Source organism: Pseudomonas aestiva (genome assembly GCF_039908605.1).
GTDB classification, from domain to species: domain Bacteria; phylum Pseudomonadota; class Gammaproteobacteria; order Pseudomonadales; family Pseudomonadaceae; genus Chryseomonas; species Chryseomonas aestiva.
The window spans coordinates 4509639-4530298 of the sequence record NZ_CP150916.1 but is presented as its reverse complement, the minus strand read 5'-3'; the positions used below and the strand labels follow the sequence as shown (position 1 = coordinate 4530298).

Below are 20660 nucleotides of genomic sequence, written 5' to 3'. Positions count from 1 at the left end.
ACTCGCTGAACCGTGGCGAGGCGCGGAGACGGCTGGCTGTCGCAGGACAAGACAGCGCTCCGCCGCACCAGGCCATCCATAACCAGGGCAAGCAAGCACCATGGCAACGGAAGAAAAAAGCGAAACACTTGATATCAGCGTCACCGATCCCTCCCGGACCGAGGAGTCGCGCCGGGATCGGCGGCTCGCCGGCACCACCGACTGGGTAGTCTTCGGCGTCACCAGCATCGCCGCGCTGGCCTTCGTGATCTGGGGCTTCGTCAGCCAGGCCAGCCTGGCCAGCAGTGCCTCGACCGCCCAGGGCTGGGTGATCACCCACTTCGGCTGGCTATTCGTGCTCACCTCCACCGGCTTCGTGGTCTTCGTCATCTGGCTGGCCGCCAGTCGCTATGGGCGGATCCCCCTGGGGCGCGACGACGAGCAGCCGGAATTCCGCACCCTCTCCTGGGTGGCGATGATGTTCAGCGCTGGCATGGGGATCGGCCTGATGTTCTTTGGCGTCGCCGAACCGCTGTCGCACTATCTCAATCCGCCGCCCGGTGGCGCCGCCGGGCAGAGCAGCGCCGCCCTGCAGGTGGCCATGGCGACCACGCTGTTCCACTGGACCCTGCATCCCTGGGCCATCTATGCCGTGGTCGGGCTGGCCATCGCCTATGGCACCTATCGGCGCGGTCGCAGCCAGCTGATCTCGGTGGCCTTTCGCCCCCTGATCGGCGAACACGCCAATGGCCCCGTCGGTCGCGTCATCGACATGATGGCGATCTTCGCCACCCTGTTCGGCTCGGCGGCCTCCCTCGGTCTGGGCGCCCTGCAGATCGCCGGTGGACTCGAACACAATGGCTGGATCGAGCAACCCGGAAAAATGCTCTACATCAGCATCATCACGGTGCTGACGGTGGCCTTCGTCATCTCCGCGGTGTCCGGGGTCGAGAAGGGCATCCAGTGGCTGTCCAACACCAACATGGTGCTGGCGGTGGCCCTGGCGCTGTTCGTCTTCGTCGCCGGTCCGACCCTGCTGATGCTCAATCTGCTGCCCACCGCCATCGGCGACTACATCGACCTCCTGCCGGAGATGATGGCGCGCACCAGCGCCAGCGGTGGCGAGGCCATGGGCAACTGGCTGTCCAGCTGGACGGTGTTCTACTGGGCCTGGTGGATTTCCTGGACGCCCTTTGTCGGCATGTTCATCGCCCGCATCAGTCGCGGTCGCACCATCCGCCAGTTCGTCACCGGCGTGCTGCTGGTGCCGAGTCTGGTCAGCGTGGTCTGGTTCGTCATCTTCGGCGGCGCGGCCATCGACGCCATGCGCCTGGGTGCCTTCACCCTGGTCGACGGCGCGGTGAACAGCAACTTCGCCCTCTACGACCTGCTGGCCAGCTATCCCTGGGTCTCGGTGACCTCGGTGCTGGTGATGGTGCTGGTGGCGATCTTCTTCGTGTCCGGCGCCGACGCCGCGTCCCTGGTGATGGGCACCCTGTCCGAGCGTGGCACTACCGAGCCTTCGCGGCGCACGGTGATCTTCTGGGGCGCCCTCACCGGCGCGGTGGCGGCGATCATGCTGGCCATCGGTGACCCGGGCAACCCGGGTGCGGCGCTCAACGGCCTGCAGAATCTGACTATTGTGGTCGCGCTACCCTTCGTGGTGGTGATGGCGCTGCTGTGCCTGGCGCTCTATCGCGATCTGCGTTGCGATCCGCTGATGCTGCGGCATCTGCGCGGTACCGAGCTGATCGAGAAGGCGGTGCTCTATGGCGCGGTCAAGCACGGCGAAGAATTCCACTTCGTCGTGGGCGAGCCCAAGGCCAAGGGCAATGACGAGAAGACCGTCGACGAAAAAGCCACGGTGCGGGTCGCGAAGGTCCAGCCGCAGGTCGAGAACTGAAGCCAGGATGGGCGGGGGGAGCGGCCCCCGCCTGCTGGCAGGGGCACGCTAAGCGGGCTCAGCGGGTGCCGAACACCACCATGGTCTTGCCCTTGACGTGGACCAGACCCTGTTCTTCGAGGGACTTCAACACGCGACCGACCATCTCGCGGGAGCAACCGACGATGCGGCCGATTTCCTGACGGGTGATCTTGATCTGCATGCCATCCGGGTGGGTCATGGCGTCGGGCTGCTTGCACAGGTCGAGCAGGGTACGGGCCACGCGACCGGTGACGTCGAGGAAGGCCAGGTCGCCGACCTTGCGGGTAGTCTGGCGCAGGCGCTCGGCCATCTGGCGACCGAGGGAGAACAGCATGTCCGGATCGTGCTGGCTCAGTTCGCGGAACTGACCGTAGCTGATCTCGGCGACTTCGCACTCGGTACGGGCACGCACCCAGGCACTGCGCTCGGGCTCGCTGCCTTCCTTGGAGAACAGCCCCATCTCGCCGAAGAAGTCCCCGGCATTGAGATAGGCGATGATCATTTCGCGGCCTTCATCGTCTTCGATGAGGATGGTCACCGAACCCTTGAGGATGAAGAACAGGCTTTCGCTGTTGTCGCCAGCGTAGATGATGGTGGTTTTTGCGGTATAGCGGCGACGCGAGCAGTGCGCTAGCAGCTTGTCGATGTGCTGTAACTTCGCGGGTGGGATGATAGCGGCCATGCTGATTCCTGAGGTTGAAAGCTAACCTGAGTCGGGGGCACCGAGGTCCGAACCGGTGCATGCACAGGCTGCGCCGGTTCCAATCCAAAGACCGGATAAGAACATGCGCAGCTTAAATGCGAGCTGAATAACCCTTCACTGCGCCCCAGTTTACGCCATCCAGCATGTTAAGCTGATCACCATTTGCATATATAAGTAGGACGAAAGCGATGAAAGCGCGCATCCAGTGGGTAGGCGAGGCCATGTTCCTCGGTGAATCCGGCAGTGGCCATGTGGTAGTCATGGACGGCCCGCCGGAAAGCGGTGGTCGCAACCTCGGCGTGCGGCCGATGGAAACCGTGCTGATCGGCCTGGGCGGCTGCGCCAGCTACGACGTGGTCAGCATCCTGCGCAAGGCGCGGCAACCGGTGGAAAGCTGCGAAGCCTTCCTCGAAGCCGACCGCGCCGACACCGAGCCGAAGGTGTTCACCCGTATCCACCTGAAGTTCGTGGTCAAGGGCCGTGGTCTCAAGGAGGCCCAGGTCAAGCGCGCCATCGAGCTGTCGGCGGAAAAGTATTGCTCGGCGTCCATCATGCTCGGTCGGGCCGGCGTCGAGATCACGCACAGCTACGAACTCGTCGAACTCGCCTGATGCTCTTGCAGGCGACGCCCTTCCAGGCGTCGCCCTCCGCGTCACCCCTTCCCGCCGACATCAATTCATCACCTGGGCCCGGCAGACTCTGGCCCCAGCCGCTGCCGATCTGCATAATGCGCCGCTCTTAAGGGGCAAGCCCCCGACAAGTACAGCCAATCGCCATCGCGAAGAGGTGTTCGCCGCCCTACGCAGCTTGCGCAATCCGCAACTGACGGGCACTCAGGACCGCGGTCAGAGACCGCACGACGGGAGCTTTACCACCGTGAAAAGCAAACTCAGGCTTCATGGTTTCAACAACCTGACCAAGACCTTGAGCTTCAACATCTACGACATCTGCTACGCCGAGACGTCGGAAGATCAACAGGCCTATGTCCAGTACATCGACGAGGAATACGACGCCGAGCGTCTGACCCAGATCCTGACCGACGTGGTCGATATCATCGGGGCCAACATCCTCAATATCGCCCGCCAGGATTACGATCCCCAGGGCGCCAGCGTGACCATCCTGATCTCCGAGCAACCGGTCGAGCCGACCGAGAGCCAGATCGAGGAGTCGCCCGGTCCGCTGCGCGAGACCATTCTCGGCCACCTGGACAAGAGCCACATCACGGTGCACACCTATCCGGAGATCCATCCGGACGACGGCATCGCCACCTTCCGCGTCGACATCGACGTTTCCACCTGTGGCGTGATCTCCCCGCTCAAGGCCCTGAACTACCTGATCCACCAGTTCGACTCGGACATCGTCACCGTGGACTACCGGGTGCGCGGTTTCACCCGCGACATCGAAGGGCGCAAGCACTTCATCGACCACGAGATCAATTCGATCCAGAACTACCTGTCCGAGGACACCCGCGCGGCCTACCAGATGACCGACGTGAACGTGTATCAGGACAACCTGTTCCACACCAAGATGCTGCTCAAGGAATTCGAGCTGGACAACTATCTGTTCGGCGACGCCTCGCGCAGCCTCTCCTCCGAACAGCGTCAGCAGATCACCCAGCGCCTCAAGCACGAGATGCGCGAGATCTTCTCCGGCCGCAACCTGCCGCGCTGATCGCTTGGGTACCCAGAAACCCCCGCCATGGCGGGGGTTTCTCGTTTCCGGGGATCAGTGATGCTCGTCGCGCGCGACCGGGGCGCCACCGGTGACGCTCTTGACCACCCGGCCGATGGTCAGGCCCTGGCCGAGGATGGAAACCAGCACCACGATGTAGGTCAGGGCGAGGATCAGATCCCGTTCCGGGCCGGCCGGCAGACTCAGCGCCAGGGCCACGGAGACCCCGCCGCGCAGGGCGCCCCAGGTGAGGATGCGCGCCGTGCCACGGGTCATGTTGCGCCAGTGCGGGCTGAGCAGCACCACCGGTGCCACGCTGATCCAGCGGGCGAAGAGGATCGCCAGGGTCACGAGCAGCGCCGCGCCCAGGTGAGCCCAGCTGAACGGCAGTACCAGCAGCTCCATGCCGATCAGGGCGAACAGCAGGGCGTTGAGGATCTCGTCGATCAACTCCCAGAAGCCGTCCAGGTAACGCCGGGTGAAGTCGCTCATTGCCTTGGTTCGCCCCAGGTTGCCGATGATCAGACCGGCCACCACCATGGCGATGGGACCCGAGACGTGCAGGTGGCTGGCCAGCGTCGAGCCGCCGATTACCAGGGCCAGCGACAGCATCACCTCGATCTGATGCTGCTCGATACTCAGCATCAGCCAGTAGCAGGCGAAGCCGATCAGCAGGCCGAACAGGATGCCGCCACCGGCTTCTTCGAGAAACAGCCAGAGCGCCGCGTTGACCGTGGGCGCCTCGCCCAGCTGGATCACCCCCAGCAGCACCGAATAGACCACCACGGCCACGCCGTCATTGAACAGCGCCTCCCCGACGATGGTGGTTTCCAGCGACTTGGGCGCGCCGGCCGAGCGGAGGATGCCGAGTACGGCGATGGGATCGGTCGGAGAGATCAGGGCACCGAAGATCAGGCAGTAGAGGATGTCGACGTGCCAGCCCAGCCAGCCGAAGATCCAGTGGCTGAGATAGCCGATCAGCACCGTCGAGATGATCACCCCGAGGGTCGCCAGGCCGCCGATGGCCCATTTGTAGTCGCGCAGATCCTTGAGATTGACGTGCAGGGCGCCGGCGAACAGCAGGAAGCCGAGCATCCAGTTCATCAGCAGGTCGTTGAAGTCGATCTGCCCGAGCAATTCGCCGATGCGGTGTTCCAGGCCGGGAAAGCCGAGCCAGGAAAGACTTTGCAGGCCGACCGAGAAGATCAGCGCGATGACCATGACGCCGATGGTGGGCGGCAGGCCGACGAAGCGATAGTTGAGGTAGGTGAGCAGCGAGGTGAAGCAGATGAAGGCAGCAGCGAGTTCAAGCATGGCGTTCCAGATCCATCAGACAGCGAGCCCCTGCGAACGCAGGGCCTAGGGGTAGGATGGGGCGGACGCCGCAAAAGTTACATTTTCGATAGCTGGCTAGCCAATCGTTCGCCGAAGAACAGCCGTGAACCGCCCTGGGCCGTCGCTGAACGGGCGGCGCCAGGGTGATCCAGAAGACGGACGGTCAGGGTGCTGCCGGCCTAGAGCGGCGCGGCTATTGCCGTGGTCGCTTCGCGCAGCGGCAACGGATGGGGGGCGGCGATGCGCGCCTCCAGCGTGGCCACGTAGCTGCGGGCATCGGCTTCGCTGAGAAAAGTGATGGCCTGCTTGTCGATGCAGACCTGCCAGGCACTGGTGGTGGACTTGCGCAGGGGACGAACCACGATCTTCATGCTGGTACCCTCGGGGACAGACGGAAAGTGGAAACCCGAGTCTAGAGCTGTTTTGATTGCAATACCGTGACATTCGTCGCTTAGCCGCTAGGCGCGCGCCTTCTGCCGTTCGGCATACCAGACCTCGAACTCTTCCGGCGGCAGCGGCGGACTGAACAGGAAGCCTTGGCATTGCTGGCAACCCAGCTTGCGCAGGATGTCCCATTGCTCGGTGGTCTCCACCCCTTCGGCGAGCACGTCGAGATCCAGCCCCTGGCCCAGAGCGACGATGGCCGCGGCGATGGCCTGGCTGCTGTGGGTGCCGCTGTCGCTGCGCAGTTCGTGCATGAAGCTCTGGTCGATCTTGAGCTTGTCCAGGGGGAAGCGGCGCAGGTAGGCCAGCGAGGAATAGCCGGTGCCGAAGTCGTCCACCGCGATGCGCACCCCCAGGGTCTTGAGGGTGGCCAGAGACAGCAGCGCCTCCTCGACATTGTTCATCAGGGTGCCTTCGGTGATCTCCAGCTCCAGATTCTCGGCCGGAAGGCGACTGCGCGCCAGGGCGCGGGAAATGGTGCTGGCCAGGTCGCGCTTGGCGAATTGCCGGGGCGAAATGTTGATCGCCAGGGTTTCCAGCTCCAGTCCCTGGGCGAGCCAGCTGTGCATCTGCTGGCAGGCGCTTTCGATGATCCAGTCGCCCAGCGGCACGATGAGTCCGGTCTCTTCGGCCAGCGGAATGAATTCGGTGGGCGGGATCAGCCCCAGCTCCGGATCCCGCCAGCGCACCAGGGCTTCCACGCCAATGGTCTGGGCGGTGCTAACGCTCATCAGCGGCTGGTAGTAGAGGACGAAGTCACCGCGCTTGAGCGCCGTGCGTAGCCGCGATTCCAGATTCAGCCGCCGCCGCGACTGCTCGGTGAGGGCCTGGGTATAGAAACGGAAGGTGTCGCGACCCTGGTCCTTGGCCTGGTGCATGGCGGTGTCGGCATTGCGAATGAGGTCATCGGCGGTGGCGCCATCGTCGGGAAAGAGACTGATGCCGATGCTGGCGTTGAGATAGATGTCGTGTTCGCCGAGGTGAAAGGGCTGCTCCAGCTTGCTGAGCATGGCCTGGGCGATCTGGGCGGCGAATTCGGGCCGGTCTATCCGTTCGATGATGACCAGATACTCGTCGCCACCGATGCGCGCCAGGGTGATGTCTTCGCTGAGCAGGGCGCGCAGGCGGGCGGCGAATTCCACCAGCAGTTCGTCACCCAGGGCATGGCCGTGGCTTTCGTTGACCGTACGGAAATGATCGAAGTCGAGGATCAGTACGGCGACCAGGTATTCCTGAGGCTCGGCCAGGGCCAGGGCGTGCTCCAGATGGGTGCGCGCCAGCAGGCGATTGGGCAGGTCGGTCAGGGGGTCGTGATGCGCCAGGTGACTCAGCCGCGCCTCGCTTTCCCGCAGGCGCGTAGTATCGCTGACGGTGACTGTATACTGCCGGGTTTCCCGGGGGTAGAGGGTGTCGATGGCGGTCCACGCCGGAAAGGTAGTGCCGTCGAGGCGCGGCCAGAGCAGTTCGCCCTCCCAGCGGCCCTCGCGGCGCACCGTGCGCCAGAGTTCGCGGTAGAAGCGCTGGTCCTGGCGACCGCCGCCGGGCAGTCCCAGCCGCTGGCCGAGCAGGGTGCCTTCCTGGGTGCCCAGCAGGCGGGCAAAGGCCGGATTCACCGCCAGGATCCAGCGGCGCTCGTCGAGCAGCAGCAGGCCGTCGCGACTGTTCTGGAACATCGCCGCGGCCTGGCGCAGGCTTTCTTCCTGCTGCTTGCGCAGGGTGATGTCCTGGGCGGTGCTGATGAAATACTGGGGCACCCCCTGGTCGTCGCGGATCAGGCGCGTGGTGACATTGGCCCAGACCGACTGGCCACTGCGATGCAGATAGCGTTTTTCCAGGGTGTAGCGGTCCTGGCCGGTGTCGACCAGTTGTTTGCGCAGGGTGGCGCCCAGGGCGCGCTCGTCCGGATGGGTCACCGAGGCGGTGTCCTTCTGCAGCAATTCCGGTTGCGAGTAGCCGAGCATCTGGCAGAAGTGGTGGTTGGCGCTCAGCCAGCGACCTTCCAGGTCGCTCAGCATGATGCCGGTGTAGGCCTGCTCGAAGATGCCGCGGTAACGCGCCTCGCTCGCGCGCTGCGCCTGGACCACGCGCTGTTGCCGGATGGCCAGCACTGCGAGGCGGGTGAATTCGGTGATCAGCGCCTGGGTTTCCGTCTCGGGCAGCCGCGCCTCTCCGTAGTAGACGCCCAGGGCGCCCACGGCGCGCTGCTGCTCGTCCTGCAAGGGCAGGGCCCAGGCGCCGCGAATGCCGGCCGCCTGGGCGGCCGGTAGCAGCTTCTGCCAGGCCGGATCCAGTTCGACATCGATGGTGAACACCGGGGCATTGGTGGTGACGGCACTGCAGCAGCCTTGGTCGTGGTGGCTGCGCGGCACGCTTTCCAGTGCCGCCTGGAAGGCGGGTGGTAGGCTCGGCGCGGCGGCGACCCGTAGATGCTCGCCCTGGTCATCCAGCAACAGGGCGACGCGCATCTCCGGATAGATCCTTTCCAGCCGCTGGGCGATGCCCTGCTGGATCTCCGCCAATGGCAGGCCGGTGAGCAGATCGTCGAGGACGTCGCTGCGGGCCTGTTGCAGCTGCTGCGCCTGGTAATCGTGATGAATGTCGGTGAGGGTGCCCTGGATCTCGCCATCGAGACCGGCGCGCAGCTCCATCTGCATCCATCGATGGCTTTCCACCGACAGGCGCAGCCGTACCACACCATTCCAGTGCAGGCGCTGACCGACGGCGAAATCATCCACCAGCTGGCGCAGTCGGGCTCCATCCTGGGGGTGGAAGGCCTGATCCAGGGGGTGGTTGAGTCGCTGGCTGGCGGGTTGGCCGGTCAGGGCTTCCCAGGCCGGATTGAGAAACTGCCAGCGGCCACGGTGATCACTGGCGAAGACCACCAGCGGCAGGTGCTGGACCAGTTCGCGATAGCGTCTCTGGCTGTCCTGCAGCGCCTGCTCGGCCAGCTTGTGGCTGGTGATGTCGACCAGGGCACCGCGCGTGGTGCCGGCTTCGTCGAAGTCGCTTTGCCAGTTGAGCCAGCGCCAGCTGTCCTGGCCATCGGCAAAATGCGCGGAGAAGTTCAGCGGGCCCTGCATGTGCTGTAGGCGTTCGAGCATGCTGTGCACATGATCGCGGTCATCGACACGGGCGCAGGCCGCGATGGTGGCGAAATCCAGCGGATCGCTGCCCTTGGGCTGGTGCAGCATCACTAGGGTGCGTTCGGAACAAAGCAGGCGGCCATCGGACGTCAGCTGCCAGTCGCCGGTATTGGTCAGGCGCTGGACGAAATCCTGGGTGGCGCGCTGGTTCTGTAGCTCTTCGATAAAGCCTTCGCGATAGCTGACCTGGCGCCGCAGCAATGCATAGAGCACCAGCGAAAGCAGACTAATGAAGGCCAGGCCCTTCAAGGTGTGCCACAGATAGACACTGTCCTGATCGCTGACCAGCAGATACAACAGCCCGTCGCTGCCGATCACCCAGAGGGCACTCAGCAGCAGATAAACCAGGGCAATGCGCGCAGGAGAAAGAGGCCGCATGCCGGATCCTCAAGGCCCGATCGCAGGTGTCGGGTTCGATTGCGCTTTGACCGGATAAAGGTATGGCAGTTCTGGCCTGGTCACGTGGAAACCTTTCCATAAGTCTGGCTTTATCGGGCAAGGTGCCCTGGTAGGCCGCTCTTCCCATCCAGGCTCAAGAGTCGTCTGACCTCGTGCAAATTACCAGGCCTATCCACCTGTCAATTGCATTTTGCCCGCCCCTTGCTTTCGTCTTATTTTCATAAGTCATTGATTAATAATGTCTTTAACGATTCTTGGAATTCGGCGCGGCCGTTGCGCTCTACATCTAGGTCGCTGCTACCAGGACCTGGCGCAGTACAACTAAGGAAAACAGGAGTCATCTCATGAAAAAGACTTTCGGTACTTTTGCCCTCGCTGCCGTTACCGCTTCCGTACTGAGCCTGCCGCTGGCCGGCGGTGCCTTTGCTGCCACCAGCCAGAACATGACCCTGGCCGCAAACAACACCATGGACAAGACCGAAGAAGCCGCGTCCGACACCTGGATCACCAGTAAGGTGAAGGCTTCCTTCCTGGCCGACGAACACATCAAGGGTACCTCGATCAAGGTCGAGACCAACAAGGGTGTCGTGTCCCTTTCCGGCACCGTGGCGACCGAAGCCCAGCGCGACCTGGCGATCAAGGAAGCCAAGGCCATCAAGGGCGTCAAGGCCGTATCGGCTGACGCGCTGAAAGCCGCCCAGTAAGAACGCCCGGTACACCCGGCACGATGGCGGCGCCGCGCGCTGCCATCACCCCTGTCCTTCGCCCCGGAAAACTGCCATGACCAGCACGACCGAAACCCTCAACGATCTGATCGAGATCGCCCGTGACGGCAAGAATTTCTACGAGCACGCCCTCACCGAAGTGAAGAACCCCGAATTGAAGGCCCTGTTCACCGAGATCGCCCAGAGCAAGGCCGAGATCATCAGCGCTCTGAGCAGCCAGGTATCGGCCTCGGGTGAAAAGCCCGCCGAACAAGGCACCTTCGCCGGCAGCTTCCGCAAATACTACACCGACGTCAAAACCTCCTTTGCCAGCAAGGAAAAGGAAGAAGTCACCTATGTCAGTGAGCTGGAAGAGCAGGAAGACCGCCTGCTGCACGCGCTGGAGCGTGCCGTTAACGAACATGCCACCCCGGATGCCCAGGCCAATCTGCGCAGCCAGCTGGAAAAGGCCCGTGCGACCCATGATCGTATGCGTGATCTGAAGCACCGTATGCAAGCCGCCCACTAAGGCGCTCGAAGAAACAGCCCCGCCTAGGCGGGGCTTTTCTTTGGGCCGGCGTTCAGCCTTGTGGCGCGCGATTGAGGCGGGCGTCGATCAGGCTGTCGACCACCGACGGATCGGCCAGGGTCGAGGTATCGCCCAGGCTGTCCAGTTCGTCGCAGGCGATCTTGCGCAGGATGCGCCTCATGATCTTGCCGGAGCGGGTCTTGGGCAGGGCGGGTGCCCACTGCAGGAATTCCGGCTTAGCGAAGCTACCGATCTCATCGGCTACCTGCTGGCGCAGGCGGGCCTTGAGTTCGTCGCTCGGCGTCACTCCTCCCTTGGTGGTGACGAAGGCATAGACCGCCTGACCCTTGACCTCGTGGGGGCAGCCGACCACAGCGGCCTCGGCCACGTCCGCATGTTCGGTCAGCACGCTCTCTACCTCGGCGGTGCCGATGCGGTGACCGGACACGTTGAGCACGTCGTCCACCCGCCCGGTGATCCAGTAGTAGCCATCCTCGTCCCGGCGTGCGCCGTCGCCGGTGAAGTAGTAACCCGGGTAGGCGCTGAAATAGGTGTCGATCAGGCGCTGGTGGTCGCCATAGACGGTGCGGATCTGGCTCGGCCAGCTGGACTTGATCGCCAGTACGCCACTGCCGGGTCCGTCGATCTCCTTGCCCTGCTCGTCCAGCAGCACCGGCTGGACGCCAAAGAAGGGCAGGGTGGCCGAACCAGGTTTCAGCGCCAGGGCGCCGGGTGGCGGGGCGATCAGGATGCTGCCGGTCTCGGTTTGCCACCAAGTGTCGACGATGGGGCAGCGCCCTTCGCCCACTACTCGGTGATACCACTCCCAGGCCTCGGGATTGATCGGCTCGCCGACGCTGCCCAGCAGCTGCAGGCTCTTGCGCGAGGTGCGCTGTACCGGCCCGTCGCCTTCGCGCATCAAGGCGCGCAGGGCGGTGGGGGCGGTGTAGAAGATGTTGACCTGGTGCTTGTCCACCACCTGCCAGAGGCGACTGGCATCGGGATAGCTCGGGACGCCTTCAAACATCAGGGTGGTGGCGCCGTTGGCCAGGGGGCCATAGACGATGTAGCTGTGGCCGGTGACCCAGCCGACATCGGCGGTGCACCAGAAGACCTGACCCTCGTGGTAGTCGAAGAGGTACTTGAAACTCAGGGTAGCGCCCAGCAGATAGCCGCCAGTGGTGTGCAGCACGCCCTTGGGTTTGCCGGTGGAACCGGAGGTGTAGAGGATGAACAGCGGATCCTCGGCGTCCATGGGCTCCGCAGGGCAGTCGGGCGACGCCGCGGTCACCGCCTGGGCATAGGGCAGGTCGCGTCCCTCCTGACGCGCCACGGCGGCGCCGGTGCGTTCGACCATGACCACGGTGTGGACCTCCGGACACTTGGCCAGGGCCTTGTCGACATTGGCCTTGAGTGGAACGCGCTTGCCGCCGCGCACACCCTCGTCGGCGGTGATCACCACCCGACAGTCGGCATCGAGGATGCGGTCGCGCAGCGCCTCGGGCGAGAAGCCGCCGAATACCACCGAATGCACCGCGCCGATGCGGGCGCAGGCGAGCATGGCGTAGGCCGCCTCAGGAATCATCGGCATATAGAGACAGACGCGGTCGCCTTTCCTGACCCCGCGATCCTTGAGCACATTGGCCAGGCGACTGACGTGCTCGTGCAACTGGCGATAGCTGATGACCTGGCTGTCGGCGGGATCGTCGCCTTCCCAGAGGATGGCAGCCTGGTCGCCGCGAGCGGCGAGGTGGCGATCAATGCAGTTGTAGGCGACGTTGAGCTGGCCGCCGCTGAACCAGCGGGTCTGGCCCTGGCGCATATCGCCGCTATGGACTTCTTCCCAGGTGCGCGACCAGTCGAGCAGGGCGCTGGCCTGCTCGCTCCAGAAGCGCTCCGGCTGTTCCACCGAGCGCTGGTAGAGCTCGCGATAACGGGCTTCGTCGAGGTGGGTGCGGGCACTCAGGCTCTCGGGCACGGGATAGCGTTGGCTCATGGCCGGCTCCTTCTTGGTGTTGTTGTGCTCTCAGTTTAGGCCGCGGATAGCCTGCCGGGGTTCAGCGAGGCGATAAAACGAAAAAGCGCCGCAGAGCGGCGCCTTTTAGAGCGGACCTTGATCGATCAGCCGCGGTGACGACCGCGGAAATAATCGATCAGGCCCTGGGTCGAACCATCGTCGGCCTTGCCTTCGCTACGGCCGATGATGTGCTGGTAGACGTCCTTGCCTAGCTCCTTGCCCAGCTCGACGCCCCACTGGTCGAAGCAGTTGATGCCCCAGATGACGCTCTGCACGAACACCTTGTGCTCGTACAGGGCCACCAGCGCACCCAGGCGCCGCGGCGAGATGCGCTCCAGCACCAGGGTGTTGCTCGGGCGGTTGCCCGGGATCACCTTGTGCGGCGCCAGCTTGGCGATCTCGGCTTCGCCCAGACCCTTCTCGCGCAGCTCGACCTCGGCTTCTTCGCGGGTCTTGCCCAGCATCAGCGCCTGGCTCTGCGACAGGCAGTTGGCATAGAGCCACTGCTGGTGATCGGCCACCGGGTTGTGGCTCACCACCGGCACGATGAAGTCGCCGGGGATCAGCTGGGTACCCTGGTGCAAGAGCTGGTGGTAGGCGTGCTGACCGTTGCAGCCGACGCCGCCCCAGATCACCGGGCCGGTCTCCACGCTCACAGGCGAGCCGTCCTGACGCACGCTCTTGCCGTTGGATTCCATGTCCAGCTGCTGCAGGTGCTTCACGAAGTTACGCAGGTGGTGGTCGTAGGGCAGGATGGCGTGACTGGTCGCGCCCCAGAAATTGCCGTACCAGACTCCCAGCAGGCCCAGCAGCACCGGCATGTTCTCTTCGAAGGGGGCGCTGGTGAAGTGCTGGTCCATGGCATAGGCGCCGGCAAGCAGGTCCTTGAAATTGGACATGCCGATGGCCAAGGCGATGGGCAGGCCGATCGCCGACCACAGCGAATAGCGGCCGCCGACCCAGTCCCACATGGGAAAGATGTTCTCTTCGGCGATGCCGAATTCCACCGCCACCTTGACGTTGCTGGAGACGGCGATGAAGTGTTTGTGCAGCTCCGGCTCCGGGCAGCCCTGGGCCAGGCACCAGGCGCGGGCGGCCTGGGCGTTCTTCAGGGTCTCCAGGGTGCCGAAGGACTTGGAGGAGACGATGAACAGGGTGGTGTCGGCGGCGAGCTTGGAGGTCACCTCGCGGAATTCGCTGCCATCGATGTTGGCCAGGTAGTGGCAACGCACGCCGCGCTGGGTGAAGGGCACCAGCGCCTCGGAGACCAGTTGCGGACCGAGGAAGGAGCCACCGATGCCGATGTTGACCACGTCGGTGATCGGCTTCTCGGTGTAGCCGCGCCAGAGGCCGTTGTGGATGCGGGTGACCAGCTGGGTCATCTGGTTCAGGACCCGGTGCACCTCGGGCATGATGTCCTGGCCGTCGATCTGCACGCTGTCGCCCACTGGGCGGCGCAGGGCGGTGTGCAGGGCGGGGCGGTGTTCGGAGGAGTTGACGTAGGCGCCGTCGAACAGGGTGTGGATGGCGCCTTCCAGGCCCGCTTCGCGAGCCAGGTTCACCAGCAGCTCGCGGGTCTGCTCGGTGATGAGATTCTTGGAATAGTCGAGGAACAGACCACTGGTGTTCAGGGAGAACTGCGTGAACCGCTGCGGGTCGGCGGCGAAGGCGTCGCGCATGCGAAAGTTCTGCATGGCCTTGCGGTGCTCTTGCAGCGCTTTCCAGGAGGCGAGCTGGGTCACGTCGAGGGGATGTTGATAGTACTCCATGGGTAGGCTTTTCCTTGGTGGCTCTTGTTTGCTGTTGTGCCCCACAAGCCGCTGGCTTGCAAGAGAAAGTCGGTGACCGCGAGACGCCGGTCGTGGCGCCGCGCTTCGAGCATGAAAAAGCCCGGTATGTTCCGGGCTTCCAGGGTTCAGTCAGGGTCGGGTGAGCTAACCTTCGGTTGCGTCACACTCGGGCCCTGCGGCGAAAGCTCAGGTTGTCGATCAGGCGGGTCTGGCCGAGGTAGGCCGCTACCAGCAGGACCAGTGCCGAGGTGTCCGGCCCGGCCGGTTGCAGGCTCAGCTGTTCACGCAGTTCCAGATAGTCCACCTTAAGCCCCTGAGCTTGCAGTTCGGCGACACCGGCGGCCAGGGTGGGCTCCACCGCGGCGCCGGCGGCGAGCTGATCGGCGAGCCGCCTGAGCAGGCTGTACAGGCAGGGCGCACTGGCGCGCTGGCCGTCATCGAGATAGCCATTGCGGGACGACAGCGCCAGGCCGTCGGTGGCCCGCACCGTGGGCTGGGCGACGATCTCGATGGGCATGTCCAGGTCCTGGACCAGCTTGCGGATCACCGCCAGCTGCTGATAGTCCTTTTCGCCAAAGACCGCCACGTCCGGTTGCGCCATCTGGAACAGCTTGGTGACCACCGTCGCCACGCCCTCGAAATGCCCGGGCCGGCGTGCGCCGCAGAGGCCTTCCGACACCTGGGGGACGTTTACCCGGGCCAGGCCGTCCATGCCACTGGGATACATCTCGGCCACCGCCGGTGCGAACAGCAGATCGCAATGGGCTTCGTTCAACTGGCGGCTGTCTTCCGCCAGGGTGCGGGGATAGGTGTCCAGATCCTCGCCGGGGCCGAACTGCAACGGATTGACGAAGATGCTCGCCACCACGAAGTCGGCGTGACGCTGGGCAGTCTCCACCAGCGCGATATGGCCGGCGTGCAGATTGCCCATGGTGGGCACCAGGCCGATGCGCAGGCCCTGGCGGCGCGCGGCGGCGACGGCGGCGCGCAGTTCGCGGACGCTATGGACCGTTTTCATGCGGAGAATCCGTGTTCGGGAGCGGGAAAGCTGCCGTTTTTGACGGCGGCGACGTAGGCCGCCAGGGCAGCCTGGATGCTGTCCTGGCCTGCCATGAAGTTACGGACGAATTTCGGCGTGCGCCCGCGCAGGGCCAGGCCGAGCATGTCGTGCAGCACCAGCACCTGGCCATCGGTGGCGGCACCGGCGCCGATGCCGATCACCGGCACCCGGGCGGCCCGGGTGATTTCCTCGGCCAGCGCCGAGGGCACGCATTCCAGCAGCAGCATGGCCGCGCCGGCTTCTTCCAGCTCCCGCGCGGCCTCGCGCAGCTGCTGCGCGCGGAGCGGATCGCGGCCCTGCACCTTGAAGCCACCGAAGACGTTGACCGACTGGGGCGTCAGGCCCAGGTGGGCGCAGACTGGCACGCCATTGGCGGCCAGGCGGCGAATCGGCTCGGCCAGCCAGGCATCGCCCTCGAGCTTGACCATCTGCGCGCCCGCCTGCATCAGGCGACCGGCGCTGGTCAGGGTCTGCTCCAGGGTGGCATAGGTCATGAACGACAGGTCGGCGACGATGAAGGCACCCGCATGACCGCGCTTGACGCAGGCGGTGTGGTAGACCATATCGTCGAGGGTCACCGGCAGGGTGCTGTCGTGACCCTGCAGCACCATGCCGAGGGAATCGCCGATCAGCAGCATCTCCACGCCGGCCTGACTGGCGGCCTGGGCGAAGGTGGCATCGTAGGCGGTCAGCATGGCGATCTTTTCGCCGCGCTGCTTGAGCCCCTGAAGGGTCGTGAGGCTGATATCAGGCATGCAAGGGGTCCTCGTGGGACGGCGCTATGGTTGTTGTCTGGGCGCCGCGGGCGCGGGGTTGCCGCGCGCAAACGGCTGCTATAGTCCCGGCGCGTCCGGTACAAGTCAATGCTCGGTGTTACGGCTGTGTTACCGGCTGAGTGACGACGGTAGCAGCCGTTCCAGGCCTTCGAAAGGGCAGGCGGACAGCAGGTCCGGCAAGCGGCGGCCGTCGGGCAGGTGCAGTGAGGGGGCCAACTCGGCCAGCGGGTATAGCACGAAGGCGCGGGCCTGGAGGTGATAGTGCGGCACCTGCAGGCGTGGCTCGTCGATCAGCCGTCCGCCGAACAGCAGGATGTCGATGTCCAGGGTGCGCGGACCCCAGCGTTCGTCCTTGCGCACGCGGCCCTGCTGCTGCTCGATGGCCTGGGTGGCGTCGAGCAGCGCCAGGGGGGCGAGGGCGGTATCTAGCGCAGCGACGGCATTGACGTAGCGCGGCTGGTCGGGCGGACCCAGGGGGTCGCTGGCATAGAAGGCGGAGACCGCCATCAGCTGACTCTCGGGCAGGCCGGCCAGGGCCTCCAGGGCGGCGTCCAGCTGCCGCCGTGGCTCGGCCAGGTTGCTGCCCAGGCCGAGATAGACCCGTTCCATCATTCGTCGCCGGCGGTGGGCGCATCCGAGGTGCGCCGCTTGCGATTGCTGCCGCCGCGGCGGCGTCGCTTGACCGGTGCGCCTTCGTCCCGGCTGAGGTTCTTGATCATCTCGCGCCGCTGGCTGTCACCGACCTCTTGGTAGCGCGTCCACCAGTCGCCCAGGCCGCCGGTCTCCTCGCCCGCGCGCTCGCGCAGCAGGAGGAAATCGTAGCCGGCGCGGAAGCGCGGATTTTCCAGCAGTTGATCGGCGCGCTTGCCCTGACGACGCGGCAGGCGTTCCTGCATGTCCCAGATCTCGCGCATCGGCAGGGTGAAGCGCTTGGGGACGGCGGTCCGTTGGCACTGCTGCACCGTCAGGTCGTGGGCGGCTTCCTGCATGGCCGGAATCGGTGCCAGACCGAGATCCTGGTGATGCCGGACACGCTCGGGCAGCGCCGGCCAGAGCAGGGCGGCGAACAGGAAGGCCGGAGTGACCGGCTTGCCTTCACGGATGCGGGTATCGGTATTGGCCAGGGCCTGGCGAATCAGGCTGCCGGCGTATTCCGGGTTGCGTTCCAGGGCTTCGCCACTGGCCGGGAACAGCGGGGCGAACAGGCCGTACTGGCAGAGCAGCTCGAAGGTGCGTTCGGCCTTGCCGCCGAGCAGCAGCTTGATGACCTCGTCGAACAGGCGCGGTGCGGGAATGTCCCGCAGCAGCGGTGCCAGGCGACTGATGGGTTCGGCGGTGGCGGTCTCGATCTGGAAGTCCAGTTTGGCGGCGAAGCGCACGGCGCGCAGCATCCGCACCGGGTCTTCCTGGTAGCGCTGCTCGGGGTCACCGATCAGGCGGATCTGCCGCAGGCGGATGTCCTGGGTGCCATTGGCGTAGTCGAGGATGCGTTCGCCGCTGCCATCGTAGTAGAGCGCGTTGATGGTGAAGTCGCGCCGCTGGGCATCCTGTTCTTGGTTGCCATAGATGTTGTCGCGCAGGATCCGGCCGCTTTCATGGCGCGAGCCCTGGGCCTCGTCCTCGGCATCGCCGGTGGGATGGTTGGCGCGGAAGGTCGCGACCTCGATGATCTCGCGGCCGAAATGCACGTGGACCAACTTGAAACGCCGGCCGATGACCCGTGCATTGCGGAATTCGGCCCGCACCTGTTCGGGCGTGGCACTGGTGGCGACATCGAAGTCCTTGGGCTCGAAGCCCAGCAGCAGGTCCCGGACGCAACCGCCCACCAGGTAGGCCTGATAACCCGCCTTTTCCAGCCGCTCGACGACGCTCAGGGCGTAGCGGCTGATGCGCTCTCGTTCCAGAGCATGCTGACTGCGGGGCAGTTCAATGGGCAAGGCAGGCGCGGGCGGAGTACGCCGCAGGGGCGAGCGCAGAGTCTGGATGAGCTTCTTCAGCATGCGAGTTTCTGTTCGGAGAGACGGCTATTCGCAATCTGGTCCACAGCGGGAACCGTTGCGCAATAGATAAGGAGGGGATCTTGAACGAGGGAGGGGAGGCTGTCAAAGGCACTGGGGGAGCCGAAGCTCCCCCCCAAAGTGGTACGTGCTTTGTTTTTATTGTTTATCCAGACCTCTTGTTTTTCTTGTGCGGTCTGTTCCGTGCGGTTACCTGCCGCCGGAAGGGCTCTGAAGTCTAGAGCCAAGAGCAAACGGATTACTTTGGAAGCTGATGCCGTCAGGATCATTCCTGCTCTGCCTGGTACGGGTGCTGCCTCGGGGCAGTTTTGTTGTTCTCTGGCCTGACATCGCGCGGACCATCCCGCTAGACGACTCTTCTCCAAAATGATCAGTTAGCTACGCCTCCGCCTGCTTGTTCTTGTTGTGCTGGAGTCGCTACGTCTTGTTTTTGTTATGGCTTGGGTACGTTCTTATTGTTCTTGTACGAGAACATAAAGCAGATGCCGTGCCAGTTTTATAAAACCCTTTATATTCAGTGGGTTACGAAAAATGTAGCCTTTTTGCCCAGGGGCTACAGGCAAATTTTCGTTACCGCTGAACCCGCCGGCTGTTACGGCGGTAACACATTGCAAAGGGTGGGGGAGGGGCTAGGGAGGTGTTACCGCGGGACGTGCAAGGCTGTCACGTCCCGGTATGGATCAGGAGGCGTCGCTGCTGGCGCTGGCCTTGCGCCGCGGGATGCCCAGGCGCTGACGACGTTCCCACAGGCACTTGCGGCTGACGCCCAGCTTGCGCGCCAGCTCGGTCTCAGTCATGTGGTCCTGATGCTCGAGCACGAAGTGCTGGAAGTAGTCTTCCAGCGACAGGTCCTCGGTGGGTTCGTGGGCGCCATTGCCGTTACCCAGTCCCGAGCTGGGCAGCGGATCCAGGTAGCTGTCGGCCAGCTCCAGTTCGCCGAGCTCGACGTCGATGCCCAACTGATCGGCATTGATTTCCTGGCCTTCGCTGAGAATCACCGAGCGCTCGATGGCGTTCTCCAGCTCGCGCACGTTGCCCGGCCAGCTGTAGTGGCGAATGGCGGCCTCGGCCTCGGCGCCGAGCTTCAGGCCTGGACGACTCATGCGCGCCGACTGGCGAGCGAGGAACACCCGGGCGATCTCCATGACGTCGCCGCCGCGTTCGCGCAGGGCGGGCAGACGCAGGGAGATGACATTGAGGCGATAGAAGAGGTCTTCGCGAAACTGGCCGATCTTGGCTAGGCCCTTTAGATCCCGGTGGGTCGCAGCGATCAGGCGCACATCGACCTTTTGTGATTGTACCGAGCCGACCCGGCGAATCTCGCCTTCCTGCAGCACGCGCAAGAGGCGTGCCTGGGCTTCCAGCGGCAATTCGCCGATCTCGTCGAGAAACAGGGTGCCGCCATCAGCCGCTTCCACCAGTCCGGTACGGCTGGCACTGGCACCGGTGAAGGCGCCCTTCTCGTGGCCGAAGAGTTCGGATTCGATCAGGGTCTCGGGAATGGCCGCGCAGTTGACCGAGATCAGCGGCGCCTTGGCCCGCCGCGACAGATTGTGCAGTGCCCGCGCCACCAGTTCCTTGCCAGTACCCGATTCGCCTTGGATCAGCACGGTGGAATCGGTGGGCGCGACCTTACGGATCTTGCCGAAGAGGTCCTGCATCGGCGCGCAGTTGCCGATGATGCCGATCTCGCCAGTGGCCGGCGCCGGCGTGACGCTTTCCTCGGCGACCATCGGCGGGCGCTGCTCGCGTTCCACCAGGATGCGCGCCACGGCCTGCAGCATCTCGTCGTGATCGAAGGGCTTGGCGATGTAGTCCACCGCACCCTGCTTCATGGAATCGACCGCCGAGCGAAGACTGGCGTAGCTGGTCATGATCAGCACCGGCTTGCCCTTGGCGAGATCGATCATCTCGGTACCCGGGGCGCCGGGCAGGCGCAGATCGCTGATGACGAGATCGAAGCTGGAAACGTCGTAGAGATCCTGGGCTTCCTGGACGGAGCCGGCTTCGCTGACACGGAACTGGTTGCGCTCGAGCAGGCGGCGCAGCGCCGAACGGATGATCTTCTCGTCTTCGACAATCAGGATATGGGCCATCAAGTGCGCTCTCTTACGGGAAGGCAAGACGACCCACGCCAGGCAGCGTGTGTTGTCGCGGTCGTCTGGACT

The 20660-nt window shown here is 64.4% G+C and carries 16 protein-coding genes; 5 read left to right on the top strand and 11 right to left on the bottom strand.

All coding sequences use genetic code 11. The annotated features are described in order from the left end of the window. Positions 1 to 100: 100 nt before the first annotated feature. A complete protein-coding gene (locus AABM56_RS20985) occupies positions 101 to 1882 on the top strand; it encodes a BCCT family transporter (protein ID WP_133861934.1) in 1782 nt (593 codons plus the stop codon). A gap of 58 nt (positions 1883 to 1940) precedes the next feature. Here AABM56_RS20985 and crp read toward each other — a convergent pair whose 3' ends face one another. Continuing rightward, on the bottom strand, positions 1941 to 2585 hold the full coding sequence (gene crp / locus AABM56_RS20980; protein WP_017640369.1) for a cAMP-activated global transcriptional regulator CRP: 645 nt from the start codon (positions 2583 to 2585) through the stop codon (positions 1941 to 1943). Between the two features lie 209 nt (positions 2586 to 2794). Between crp and AABM56_RS20975 the strand changes: the two genes are divergently transcribed. Both AABM56_RS20975 and speD read left to right on the top strand, forming a co-directional pair. Further along, positions 2795 to 3217, top strand: coding sequence for an OsmC family protein (locus AABM56_RS20975; RefSeq protein ID WP_133861933.1), 423 nt, complete (start codon positions 2795 to 2797; stop codon positions 3215 to 3217). A gap of 265 nt (positions 3218 to 3482) precedes the next feature. Then, a complete protein-coding gene (speD, locus tag AABM56_RS20970) occupies positions 3483 to 4277 on the top strand; it encodes an adenosylmethionine decarboxylase (protein WP_007159721.1) in 795 nt (264 codons plus the stop codon). A 54-nt stretch (positions 4278 to 4331) separates the two neighbouring features. Here speD and AABM56_RS20965 read toward each other — a convergent pair whose 3' ends face one another. From AABM56_RS20965 to AABM56_RS20955, 3 genes are all read right to left on the bottom strand, one after another. Beyond that, positions 4332 to 5591 carry a sodium:proton antiporter gene (locus tag AABM56_RS20965; protein ID WP_133861932.1) on the bottom strand — a complete coding sequence of 420 codons (1260 nt, stop codon included), beginning with the start codon at positions 5589 to 5591 and terminating at the stop codon, positions 4332 to 4334. A gap of 200 nt (positions 5592 to 5791) precedes the next feature. Beyond that, positions 5792 to 5983, bottom strand: coding sequence for a hypothetical protein (locus tag AABM56_RS20960; RefSeq protein ID WP_133861931.1), 192 nt, complete (start codon positions 5981 to 5983; stop codon positions 5792 to 5794). An 87-nt stretch (positions 5984 to 6070) separates the two neighbouring features. Then, positions 6071 to 9577, bottom strand: a complete 3507-nt coding sequence (locus AABM56_RS20955) for an EAL domain-containing protein (protein ID WP_263259363.1) — start codon at positions 9575 to 9577, stop codon at positions 6071 to 6073. A gap of 365 nt (positions 9578 to 9942) precedes the next feature. Here AABM56_RS20955 and AABM56_RS20950 point away from each other — a divergent pair, with 365 nt between their 5' ends. Next, entirely contained in the window at positions 9943 to 10302 is a 360-nt protein-coding gene (locus AABM56_RS20950) for a BON domain-containing protein (protein WP_017640375.1), read from the top strand. Positions 10303 to 10378: 76 nt separating this feature from the next. Beyond that, positions 10379 to 10831, top strand: coding sequence for a PA2169 family four-helix-bundle protein (locus AABM56_RS20945; protein ID WP_133861929.1), 453 nt, complete (start codon positions 10379 to 10381; stop codon positions 10829 to 10831). 52 nt (positions 10832 to 10883) lie between these two features. On the opposite strand, the gene acs is transcribed toward AABM56_RS20945, so the two are convergent. From acs to AABM56_RS20910, 7 genes are all read right to left on the bottom strand, one after another. Next, positions 10884 to 12827, bottom strand: a complete 1944-nt coding sequence (acs, locus tag AABM56_RS20940; RefSeq protein ID WP_133861928.1) for an acetate--CoA ligase — start codon at positions 12825 to 12827, stop codon at positions 10884 to 10886. A gap of 125 nt (positions 12828 to 12952) precedes the next feature. After that, on the bottom strand, positions 12953 to 14617 hold the full coding sequence (pgi, locus tag AABM56_RS20935) for a glucose-6-phosphate isomerase (RefSeq protein WP_133861927.1): 1665 nt from the start codon (positions 14615 to 14617) through the stop codon (positions 12953 to 12955). 181 nt (positions 14618 to 14798) lie between these two features. Next, positions 14799 to 15656, bottom strand: a complete 858-nt coding sequence (gene panC / locus AABM56_RS20930) for a pantoate--beta-alanine ligase (protein ID WP_133861926.1) — start codon at positions 15654 to 15656, stop codon at positions 14799 to 14801. Then, positions 15653 to 16453 carry a 3-methyl-2-oxobutanoate hydroxymethyltransferase gene (gene panB / locus AABM56_RS20925; protein ID WP_133861925.1) on the bottom strand — a complete coding sequence of 267 codons (801 nt, stop codon included), beginning with the start codon at positions 16451 to 16453 and terminating at the stop codon, positions 15653 to 15655. The genes panC and panB overlap by 4 nt, the downstream gene beginning before the upstream one ends. 129 nt (positions 16454 to 16582) lie before the next feature. Beyond that, a complete protein-coding gene (gene folK, locus AABM56_RS20920) occupies positions 16583 to 17083 on the bottom strand; it encodes a 2-amino-4-hydroxy-6-hydroxymethyldihydropteridine diphosphokinase (protein ID WP_133861924.1) in 501 nt (166 codons plus the stop codon). Continuing rightward, positions 17083 to 18474, bottom strand: coding sequence for a polynucleotide adenylyltransferase PcnB (locus AABM56_RS20915; protein WP_263259364.1), 1392 nt, complete (start codon positions 18472 to 18474; stop codon positions 17083 to 17085). The genes folK and AABM56_RS20915 overlap by 1 nt, the downstream gene beginning before the upstream one ends. A 698-nt stretch (positions 18475 to 19172) precedes the next feature. Further along, positions 19173 to 20588 (bottom strand): sigma-54 dependent transcriptional regulator, encoded by a 1416-nt coding sequence (locus AABM56_RS20910; protein ID WP_133861922.1) that lies wholly within the window; start codon positions 20586 to 20588, stop codon positions 19173 to 19175. Between the last annotated feature and the right edge of the window lie 72 nt (positions 20589 to 20660).

Coding starts and splice junctions, on each gene's coding strand:
- AABM56_RS20960 (WP_133861931.1), bottom strand. CDS start 5,983: ATGAAGATCGTGGTTCGTCCCCTGCGCAAGTCCACCACCAGTGCCTGG.
- AABM56_RS20955 (WP_263259363.1), bottom strand. CDS start 9,577: ATGCGGCCTCTTTCTCCTGCGCGCATTGCCCTGGTTTATCTGCTGCTG.
- AABM56_RS20965 (WP_133861932.1), bottom strand. CDS start 5,591: ATGCTTGAACTCGCTGCTGCCTTCATCTGCTTCACCTCGCTGCTCACC.
- AABM56_RS20945 (WP_133861929.1), top strand. CDS start 10,379: ATGACCAGCACGACCGAAACCCTCAACGATCTGATCGAGATCGCCCGT.
- AABM56_RS20985 (WP_133861934.1), top strand. CDS start 101: ATGGCAACGGAAGAAAAAAGCGAAACACTTGATATCAGCGTCACCGAT.
- pgi (WP_133861927.1), bottom strand. CDS start 14,617: ATGGAGTACTATCAACATCCCCTCGACGTGACCCAGCTCGCCTCCTGG.
- acs (WP_133861928.1), bottom strand. CDS start 12,827: ATGAGCCAACGCTATCCCGTGCCCGAGAGCCTGAGTGCCCGCACCCAC.
- panB (WP_133861925.1), bottom strand. CDS start 16,453: ATGCCTGATATCAGCCTCACGACCCTTCAGGGGCTCAAGCAGCGCGGC.
- panC (WP_133861926.1), bottom strand. CDS start 15,656: ATGAAAACGGTCCATAGCGTCCGCGAACTGCGCGCCGCCGTCGCCGCC.
- crp (WP_017640369.1), bottom strand. CDS start 2,585: ATGGCCGCTATCATCCCACCCGCGAAGTTACAGCACATCGACAAGCTG.
- AABM56_RS20915 (WP_263259364.1), bottom strand. CDS start 18,474: ATGCTGAAGAAGCTCATCCAGACTCTGCGCTCGCCCCTGCGGCGTACT.
- AABM56_RS20975 (WP_133861933.1), top strand. CDS start 2,795: ATGAAAGCGCGCATCCAGTGGGTAGGCGAGGCCATGTTCCTCGGTGAA.
- AABM56_RS20950 (WP_017640375.1), top strand. CDS start 9,943: ATGAAAAAGACTTTCGGTACTTTTGCCCTCGCTGCCGTTACCGCTTCC.
- folK (WP_133861924.1), bottom strand. CDS start 17,083: ATGGAACGGGTCTATCTCGGCCTGGGCAGCAACCTGGCCGAGCCACGG.
- AABM56_RS20910 (WP_133861922.1), bottom strand. CDS start 20,588: ATGGCCCATATCCTGATTGTCGAAGACGAGAAGATCATCCGTTCGGCG.